The organism is Agrobacterium sp. NPDC089420, from assembly GCF_044900305.1.
Lineage (GTDB): Bacteria > Pseudomonadota > Alphaproteobacteria > Rhizobiales > Rhizobiaceae > Agrobacterium.
In genome coordinates this window covers 18,816-27,082 of record NZ_JBJDMY010000032.1, presented here as the reverse complement: position 1 = coordinate 27,082, position 8,267 = coordinate 18,816, and the positions used below count along the sequence as shown (strand labels likewise).

General features: G+C 55.9%; 9 protein-coding genes and 1 pseudogene. 8 read left to right on the top strand and 2 right to left on the bottom strand.

Going from position 1 to position 8,267, the window contains the following annotated elements; genetic code table 11:
• The 6 genes and pseudogenes from ACI2KA_RS25645 to ACI2KA_RS25620 form a co-directional block, all read left to right on the top strand.
• Positions 1-488, top strand: a 488-nt coding sequence (locus ACI2KA_RS25645) for a LysR substrate-binding domain-containing protein (RefSeq protein ID WP_404505262.1), incomplete at its 5' end; no start/stop codon positions are given.
• A 472-nt stretch (positions 489-960) separates the two neighbouring features.
• A complete protein-coding gene (locus ACI2KA_RS25640) occupies positions 961-1,191 on the top strand; it encodes a BrnA antitoxin family protein (protein ID WP_404505261.1) in 231 nt (76 codons plus the stop codon).
• A 126-nt stretch (positions 1,192-1,317) separates the two neighbouring features.
• Positions 1,318-1,521, top strand: coding sequence for a cold-shock protein (locus ACI2KA_RS25635; RefSeq protein WP_404505260.1), 204 nt, complete (start codon positions 1,318-1,320; stop codon positions 1,519-1,521).
• A gap of 274 nt (positions 1,522-1,795) precedes the next feature.
• A pseudogene (locus ACI2KA_RS25630) lies at positions 1,796-1,880 on the top strand (IS5/IS1182 family transposase); the annotation flags it as partial.
• A 673-nt stretch (positions 1,881-2,553) separates the two neighbouring features.
• Positions 2,554-3,411, top strand: a complete 858-nt coding sequence (locus ACI2KA_RS25625) for a hypothetical protein (RefSeq protein WP_404505259.1) — start codon at positions 2,554-2,556, stop codon at positions 3,409-3,411.
• A 134-nt stretch (positions 3,412-3,545) separates the two neighbouring features.
• Positions 3,546-4,784 carry a hypothetical protein gene (locus tag ACI2KA_RS25620; protein WP_404505258.1) on the top strand — a complete coding sequence of 413 codons (1,239 nt, stop codon included), beginning with the start codon at positions 3,546-3,548 and terminating at the stop codon, positions 4,782-4,784.
• On the opposite strand, the gene ACI2KA_RS25615 is transcribed toward ACI2KA_RS25620, so the two are convergent.
• Positions 4,750-6,048 carry a hypothetical protein gene (locus ACI2KA_RS25615; protein ID WP_404505257.1) on the bottom strand — a complete coding sequence of 433 codons (1,299 nt, stop codon included), beginning with the start codon at positions 6,046-6,048 and terminating at the stop codon, positions 4,750-4,752. The two genes, ACI2KA_RS25620 and ACI2KA_RS25615, sit on opposite strands and share 35 nt — an antisense overlap.
• A gap of 116 nt (positions 6,049-6,164) precedes the next feature.
• Positions 6,165-7,151 carry an acyl-CoA desaturase gene (locus ACI2KA_RS25610; RefSeq protein ID WP_404505256.1) on the bottom strand — a complete coding sequence of 329 codons (987 nt, stop codon included), beginning with the start codon at positions 7,149-7,151 and terminating at the stop codon, positions 6,165-6,167.
• Between the two features lie 132 nt (positions 7,152-7,283).
• On the opposite strand from ACI2KA_RS25610, the gene ACI2KA_RS25605 reads away from it, so the two are divergent.
• The gene (locus tag ACI2KA_RS25605; RefSeq protein ID WP_404505255.1) at positions 7,284-7,658 is read left to right on the top strand and encodes a metalloregulator ArsR/SmtB family transcription factor; all 375 of its coding nucleotides are present in this window, start codon (positions 7,284-7,286) and stop codon (positions 7,656-7,658) included.
• Positions 7,659-7,855: 197 nt separating this feature from the next.
• Entirely contained in the window at positions 7,856-8,266 is a 411-nt protein-coding gene (locus tag ACI2KA_RS25600) for a hypothetical protein (protein ID WP_404505254.1), read from the top strand.
• Position 8,267: the final 1 nt, after the last annotated feature.

Sequence of the window (8,267 nt, the reverse complement as noted above, 5' to 3'; positions counted from 1 at the left end):
CGGGCATTCGTCTGCGCGAAAGCGTGACAGACACGATGGTTGCCGTACCGATCACGCCACCTGTTTGCCTTGCCGTCGTCGCTTCGCCGGCCTACCTTGCGACCAATCCGGTCCCGAAGCTGTTCGAGGATCTGGCGAACCACAATTGCGTTGGCTTCCGCCAGTCGAGCAGCGGGGCCGTTTTTCGCTGGGAGCTGACGGACCCTCGCTCAAGCGAGGAGCGGCTGTTCCAGCCTGTCGGAACATTTGCCACCAACAGCGACGATGTCATGCTGAGCGCCGCCCTCCAAGGACTCGGGCTTGTGATGCATCTGGACTTTGCAGTGCGTCAGCATCTGGCTTCCGGCGCATTGGTGCGTGTGATGGAGGACTGGTGTCTGCCCTTCGAGGGTTTCAATCTCTATGTGCCATCCCGCGACCAGATGCCGGCCAAGCTGCGGGTCTTCGTCGACTTCCTCGTCGAAAAGCGACGGCAGCTAGAACGTTAGGCGCCTGCGTTAGCCGTGTTCTTCGAAAAGAGCGGGCTGTCTCGATTTACAATCGTCCGTTTTCCGCCCAATTGACCGACATCTTCACCTTGAACCGACTCAAACCGCCGGGCTTCGGCTTAATTTAGCTAAGCCTCTGATTATATGATATGGAAACCATTCACTAACGATTTCCGGAGCAGGCGTGACCGGCTTTTAGAACAACTAAACTCCTAGAGGAGATCGAAGGCTATTGTCGGGTGAGGCTTCCTCCAACCAGTTCGGCAGTTGCAGGAAGCCGGTGGAGTTTCACTTCGCGATATGCGATCTCCTCCGGATTACGTGGCGGCTGACCAGTTTATCAGCAGCAATTACGTTCCTTCGGCTGCCCACTACACGTGGCTTGCGACCACCGCTGTGTTGGGCATACAGCCTAGAAACAAAAAACTGATCGGCTGCGCTGTTCAAGCCCACGACACAAGAGGATATGACCATGGTAACACCCCGACGACCGTCCAATCCAAAAGATGCAGCCGAGGCACTGTTCAAACCGGTAAAGAAGGTCGCAGCGCCAGCCGTTGAACGGCCTGCAATCCCTCACACCAAGGAGCTTGTATCATTGAAGATCGACAGCGATGTCCTCGCGCATTTTCAGGCGGACGGTCCTGGCTGGCAAGAGCGCATCAACGATACCTTGCGAGCCGCAATGAATGTGTCCAATTAAGCTCTTGAGCGGCTTCTAACCCGCAATCCTGACGCGCTTGATCAGGATCGCGCAGTCTGGACAACCTTGAAGCTCACTGTAACGGTTGACAATGCGATACGGTTGTAACCAACAAACGAGGGCATTATGGCAACTGGTACAGTCAAATTTTTCACGCAAGACAAGGGCTTTGGCTTCATCACTCCAGATAGCGGCGGGCCGGACGTGTTCGTTCATACCTCCGCTGTAGGCTTCAGCGGCACTCTGACCGACGGACAAAAAGTCAGCTACGATGTCGGACAAGACCGCAAGACTGGGAAGCCAAAAGCAGAGAATGTTACCGTTCTCTGATAGCACGAACGGCCCCATCGCCTTGTCGGGCCCAAACCGACTGGGACTGGAAACCCTGCACCCGTGGGTCTTGAAGGGATGTAAACTAGGTCCCAACGGCCAAGCGACACCAAAGGCATCGACGATATACGATAGGTCGCTGCTGCACGCGCTGGTTCATCCGACGGATATCCAGGACTGCGACGGCGGCTATCAGAGACTCGTCTTCGCCAAAGGTCAGAAGAAAGCGATGCCCTTGACCGCCACCGAAATAGTCGAGCGACCGAATACAGCCAAGGGCTTTGAGGTTCTGCCGAGACGCTGAGTGGTCGAACGGACCTTCGCATGGCTGGAGCGATGCCGCAGACTGATCAAGGAATTAGAGAACCTGTCTCGCAGTGCGCTCGCCTTCCTCAAACTGGCATCTATCCACCTCATGTTGCGAAAGCACTGTTCAAAAATGAATAACTTCCTGGACAGTTTCTCAGACGAATGCCTTGCTCCAACGTTGATTAAACAACGTGACTGTAATGGCCCCAGAGATTATTCCTACTTGCTCCACAGCATGTATGCCCCGCACAACGCAAATATCCATGCCAATATGATCGGGCTAATTGCCATAAGGCGCTTCCACGGCGAATGCCATCCTGCAAAATTCGATAAATACCCGTAGGCGAACTTCGCAAATTTTCCTGTGATGAGAAGGCATATGATAAGCCGCAGAAGATCGTTGAATTGAAACAAAATACCTCCGCCTGCGCAAAATTTTCGCTTCCGGCACAAAAGTCATATAGTTAAGAACGAAATACAAGCAATCGTAACGCTTTAGAATTCGTCAGCGCTTAATTGCCACGCCGACCGCCAAACCGGCCTTGATCGGTGCAAGCGAACGGTATTGTGTCCCTACGACGGTGCAGATGATCGATTGGAATACGACATCCAACCTCAATTGAAAATTTCGACGCGGCAGATGAATATCCAGAGGATGAGCAGGCCGATTCGTCGACTCCTTCATTAACGAGCGACGTCCGACAGCGTATGAGAGGCAATACCATGAGCATAGCGCAACATACCGTCCGGGGATTTGTGCTTCTTGCGGCTGCGCTCCTGGGAGCCGGCGCCAATGCCGCGGCGGAAAATGAATGCGGCGCCAACGGCGAGTCCATTATCCGGCAAGCCTATCCGGCTGCCGAAAAGACCGGCGATAGAGAATTCCGTATAGACGGTACAACAATCACACTGGCGGAAGGCTCTTATGTCGGCAGTGATCCACACGCTGTTGTCTGCCGGATATGGCCTGCTTTTCCCAATAGAATGCTGGTTACGGTTCCCCTGATAAGCACACAGATGGAGGGTGGGAACGAGGGCGATATGGACCTTCTGGTGCTCGATAAAGACACGCTTCAGCCTATGCAGCGGCTGCGCCTTAAAGACGCAATGGCTGATGATGCGGTAAGAATCATCAGCGTTACCTTCGATACCGCCCGTTATCGTTTGGCGCCCGACAAGATGGCCTTCGGCGTGCGCATTTCGACGGAAGGCTCTTCCCGTGCCAATCCCTTTGGCGACACGACGCTGCGTCTTTACGCCATCAATGGCGAAAAACTAGTCCCCGTTCTCGACAATATCGTCGTATCGGAGGGAGGAGGAGAATGGGACACCAACTGTGCCGGAGCCTTCGATAACATAGAGCGCGCGCTGTCCATGGATGCGCGTTCCCACAAAGGCGTTGCAGACATCCTGGTGACGGAAACTGCCAAATCGAGCGTCGCCAAAGTCACGGAGAAAGGCGAATGCGAGAGCATCAACGACCAGCCAGTCACCAGGAAGATCAGATTGACCTATGATGGGAACGCCTACGTGATTCCGCCCGACTTGAGGCGGTCCGGAGAATTGACCGTGCTCCGATAGCCGAAACGATCTCGCCGCTCCGTTGCGCCATTCTCAAACCGTGAGTCGGCAGACCAAGCCATTTTCAACTGAAGCGTTCCATGCGAAAGGATCGTTCTGCTTGGCGCGAGCCAGGAGCTTCCCTTGAGAGCGCAATGACTATGGAAAATCCCAAACGCTATATCTTCGGTATCATCGTCTCTTTCGTCCTGGCAACTTGGATCGCCTTCCTTGCCATCGTGGCGGTGATCACTCCGAATCTGGGCTGGGGTGCCGTTGCGTTGCTGACGGGAGCGATCGTCATTGGCGGCCCCCTCGCCATTCTTTTACTGGTCACGTGGGGAGCCTACATGATCCGCGACCACGGGCAGGTTCCGGGGCGCGCGCACGCACTGATCTTCCTGCCGACGCTGCTTGCGCTGTCTATCTTCCCGGTCAGCCAATCCATCGAACAGGGAAAAGCCGATCGCTTCGGTACAGCTAATCCCGCCATTTCAGAGACGCATGTCAACCTGAGCGGAAGCAACCTGTGGCTCGACACGAGGCCGTCTGCCAGCACCTCTTCCGGCGGAGGGCCTGACATGCCGCTTTCGGCAGAGAACCCGGAGCGCTTTTCGACATTCCGGCGCTGGCCCAATCCCGACACTATCGCAGCCGGGCTATTTCCCTATGAAGGGTCCCGGCTGAAGGATGGCATCGACCGATATACATATCGCTCGATGACCGGCGAGGCTTTGTCCTCATTGCCGTTGCACCGTTTCCCCTATCCAGACCTGCGCCCGTTCTTTCCCATCCTGGGAGAGGAAGAAGCGCCGAGGCTGACATATCTCTATTTCCATTATGCCGACCATGTAGAGGTCGTTCCCAGTCTGAGCCGCCTGTCGGGAATGACGGAACAGAAACTGGAGGAGAAGAAGCTGAAGGGGCTAGTCCAATTCAGGGTGCAGAACTATATGCCGGCTTCCATCGCCAGGCTCGAAGTCAACGGTCAGGGGCTGGACATCGGTGAATGGCCAGTCAAGTCGATGTTTCCCAAGCCGGCACAATGCCGCGACTTCCCCCAGCCGGTAGGCGGAGCCTTCGTCGATATCGACCAGCCGCTCAGTATTCGCTGGCAGACAGTGAATAAGCCGCAAATTTGGCATTCCGCCACGCTTCGCCTGCCCGCGTTCCGGCAGCAGGGATCTTTGAACGGAGAATCGACTCTGTTGCGTGCCCTGCTCTACTTCCTGCCGGATGAAACGGTCGAGGGAGAACGCTACGTGGAGGTGCGGCTGTCCAACGGAGCGGCTATCAGGGCCACGGGCATGCCGGAAGAAGCCATCCATTACGCGAGCTGCGGTAGTGCCTATGACAATTTCAATCCGCAAAGGGTAAAACTGCTGGCAGAGTGATACGGAGGGAATGTACGGCCGGAGACCTTACGCCATGATCCGGTTTCCTCTTGGTGATCATTTGAGCTATGCAGCCCTCCGTCTCCTGCGGATAGGAGGGTCTGTCCGGGCCAGCCATCAACTCATCGAGGGCCGTTTTGCTTGCCGGCGGCAGATGGGAGGCATCCGCTCCACCATCTATCAATATCTGCGCGACATTCTTCCTGCCCGTGCTGACCGCGTCCTCAAGCATGGAGGACCGGTCACTGACCGGAACATCCAGGTTCGCACCGTTTTCCTTGAGCATGCGGAGGAACGCGGCGCCACGGGCCGATCCGGTCGCATCGATGAACTGGTAGAGCGCGGCGACAGGCGCCGTTCCGGGATAGGGATCGGGTCCATTTGCAATTGCGTCGACTGGCATGCGTCTTTCCTGGATCAGCCAGCGTCCCACGCGAAGCGCGGCACCCTCGGACGCGGCAACGAGCAAGGTATTGTTCGAATCGAGAACCCCGCCGCGCATATCGAGCGGCACGCCGTTTTCCACCAGGAACATCATCAGATCGAAGCGGTCGAGCTTTGCCGCCACCCACATCGCCTCGCGCCGGGCATCCAGGTCGCTCGCGGGCATCAGGAGATGGACCATGGCCATGTCGTTCAGCGCAACCGCAATACCGAGCGCGGAAAGGGCCGGCAGGTAAAGTCCCTCGCATGTACGCAGGCTCCTCCTGTCATACCAGGACTTTCCGATCGGTGCGCCCGCCGCGACAAGGTAACCCACCACACCCTGCGCGCCCTGTTCCGCGGCAACCATGAGCATCTTTTCCGACGAGACACTCTCCATGCAAGGCACCTCACATTTCTCCCGCGCCTGCATGAGCGCCTTAACATCGTCGTGATCGATCGCGTCAAAAAGCGCGGCAGTTTGGAAGCCGATGCGCTTATCTCGTCGTTCATCCGCACTCCATGAAAGCAGCCATGCGCCAAAGCCGAGTGCTGGCAGGCTCTGTATGACCATGATACCCGCGAGCCAGCGCGGCCGTTTTCCCGCCCACCAGCAGACCAAATTGCAAATGAAGGAAACGAGGCAGCCCGCGCCAAAAGCAAGCCCGCCGAGCACCTTGCCGAGACCGGCAAAAAAGCCGCCTCCTTCGGGAGAGAAGAACAGAAGACCACCGCCGATAACACCAGCCGCCATCGCCAGAAGCGAAATGGAGGCACAGAAGGCGACCACGATATCTTTGGCCAGACCGGCACTTGCCACACGCGGAGACTTGTCCGTCACTTTTCACCCCTCTATTCGGCGCGCCTATGCGCAGGCTCAGCGAGAGCATGGTATTCGACGGATGACGGGATCACCGTCGTCGCTTTCATATACCGCCTGCTCGCAACGCCAAGAGTTCAAGTCCGCCCCGCCGAAATCGGGCATCCTTTGCATGTCTGCAAACAGGTTCGTGGCACATAAGCCTCCTCCCCCGCCACGCGCCGCAGCCCGTCGCGAGGCTGCGTATTCTCTGGCAACTTCACCTCTTTAGCTAGTCCCAGCACCATGAGACCCTGGATGAGGGTCCAGCCAAGGTCGATCTGGCCTCTTTCCAGGCCCAGGCGTGCGGATTGCGGAAAAGCGTGGTGGTTGCCATGGAAGGCCTCGCCAAAGGTGACCAGCCCGAAGGCGGGCAGGTTGTAACCTTGAACCGCAACATTATCGACGCTCCAGCCCTGGTGGCCACGGCGATGAGCGAAATGGCCAATCAACCAATGCCCCGTCAGCGAGACCGAGACGCGCACCGCAATACCCCATACCAACCAACTCCAGCCGCCGACGAAGAAGAACAACGCGGCCCATGGCAATTGCTGCGCCATCCACGTCCTCTCGATGAACTGGTAGAACTGGTCTTCACGCACAACCTTCTCGATGACAAATGTGGGCGGCTGGCGCAGTTTTACCGCGCAATGCATCTGCCACCAGGCGTCCGCAAGGAACCAGCGGCGATGGGCATGAAGCGGATGGCATTCGTGCTGGCGCTGTGCCCAATCTCGAATGTCATGGGCATGGATCATGCCGAAGGGTCCGGCCATGCCGACCAGCGTGCCTAGATAAACGAGGATGTATTCGACTGCCTTGCTGGTCTGAAACGAACGATGAATGAGCAGACGATGCATGCCAACCGAATGACCGGCGCAAATAGTGACCGCCGTTGTTACCACGAACAGTGCAAAGGCATCCCAACCGAAAGTAGCCGGGCCAAAAACCAATGCAATCAGTGTCAGTGAACAGGTCCAGATTGATTTCGATGGCACCCAAATCACGTCGCCATCGGTCGCACTGCTTGTTGGGCCGGAAATCATACGTTCGGTTGAAAGGGTCTGGGTCGCTACAGAAGGCATCATTAACTCCCACTTCGCATTGCTCTCGCCTTGCAAAATCGCAGATGAATCTATATTTAGTTCATGAGCTAAATATCTATTGCCTCAATTTAGGCATTTAGGCAATAGCCAAAATATTTTTTGAGGTTTGGCATGACGAATGAGAAGTCGAATGAGGGAATGGAAGAGGCGTTGAGTTCTGATGGCTCCTTCCAGCGCGTCTTCGAGGCCCTGGCTTCGGCACCGCGCCGGCGTATACTGGCCTATCTGGCACATACCTCATTGACGGCGGGCGAGATTGCGGCACGTTTCGACATGTCGAAACCGTCGATTTCCCAACATCTCAGCGTGCTCGAGAATGCCGGGCTGATCGCCAAGAAACGGCAAGGCCAGTTCATCCACTATTCAATCATTCCCAACAACCTAGCCAACACGCTGAACAGTTTTGTACAGGATGTCTGTCCGATCGCCCGTCCGCTAAAGAAAGAAAGCCGCCAGATTGCCGATTCAAAAACGAGTTCGCGGTAGCGAGTGGGTGGCGCTGGCAGATACTTACCTTAACGGATGCTGTATTGGTGCGGCGTGGCCAGAGTACTGATTTCCACTAAGAGCTGACCTTGTAGATCGCCGCCATCTTAGGATCATACCTGTGGCAGGTTTCGGGATTTTCGTGAGAAATCAGTCGCTGGAGAACAGATATTCTATGAGGGTACTGGGAAATAGACATGGAGCAGATCGAGTTTAAGTCGGATGGCGCCAGTATCTGGGCAGGAGGTTTCTGTGACTACCTTCTCATTTCTCCCGACAAACGCCATGAGGTAACGCTGCGCTATCTCCGTGAACCACCCCATGGCGATTGCTATAGTGAAGCATACATAGACGGGGTTAGATTACCGGGATTTGCCTGGGGTTCTAATTTTGCATTCACAGCAGACTCCAACTTTTTTGCCGCAAGTTGGATGCTGCAACTCTACGAACGCCATACCATCATCGTAGATATTGGCAGGAGGCGATACTATATGCTTCCTGAGTATATTTATGACTTTTCGCTCTGTTGGCCCACCGTTCTCGGTGTCGGATCGGATGAGGGTCGACATTATGGGTTTGACGGCAGCGAAGTATGGACACCTTTCTGAT

Bases quoted from the DNA above. Each gene is read 5' to 3' on its own strand.
- ACI2KA_RS25600 (WP_404505254.1), top strand. From the start codon at position 7,856: ATGGAGCAGATCGAGTTTAAGTCGGATGGCGCCAGTATCTGGGCAGGA.
- ACI2KA_RS25640 (WP_404505261.1), top strand. From the start codon at position 961: ATGGTAACACCCCGACGACCGTCCAATCCAAAAGATGCAGCCGAGGCA.
- ACI2KA_RS25620 (WP_404505258.1), top strand. From the start codon at position 3,546: ATGACTATGGAAAATCCCAAACGCTATATCTTCGGTATCATCGTCTCT.
- ACI2KA_RS25635 (WP_404505260.1), top strand. From the start codon at position 1,318: ATGGCAACTGGTACAGTCAAATTTTTCACGCAAGACAAGGGCTTTGGC.
- ACI2KA_RS25625 (WP_404505259.1), top strand. From the start codon at position 2,554: ATGAGCATAGCGCAACATACCGTCCGGGGATTTGTGCTTCTTGCGGCT.
- ACI2KA_RS25610 (WP_404505256.1), bottom strand. From the start codon at position 7,151: ATGCCTTCTGTAGCGACCCAGACCCTTTCAACCGAACGTATGATTTCC.
- ACI2KA_RS25605 (WP_404505255.1), top strand. From the start codon at position 7,284: ATGACGAATGAGAAGTCGAATGAGGGAATGGAAGAGGCGTTGAGTTCT.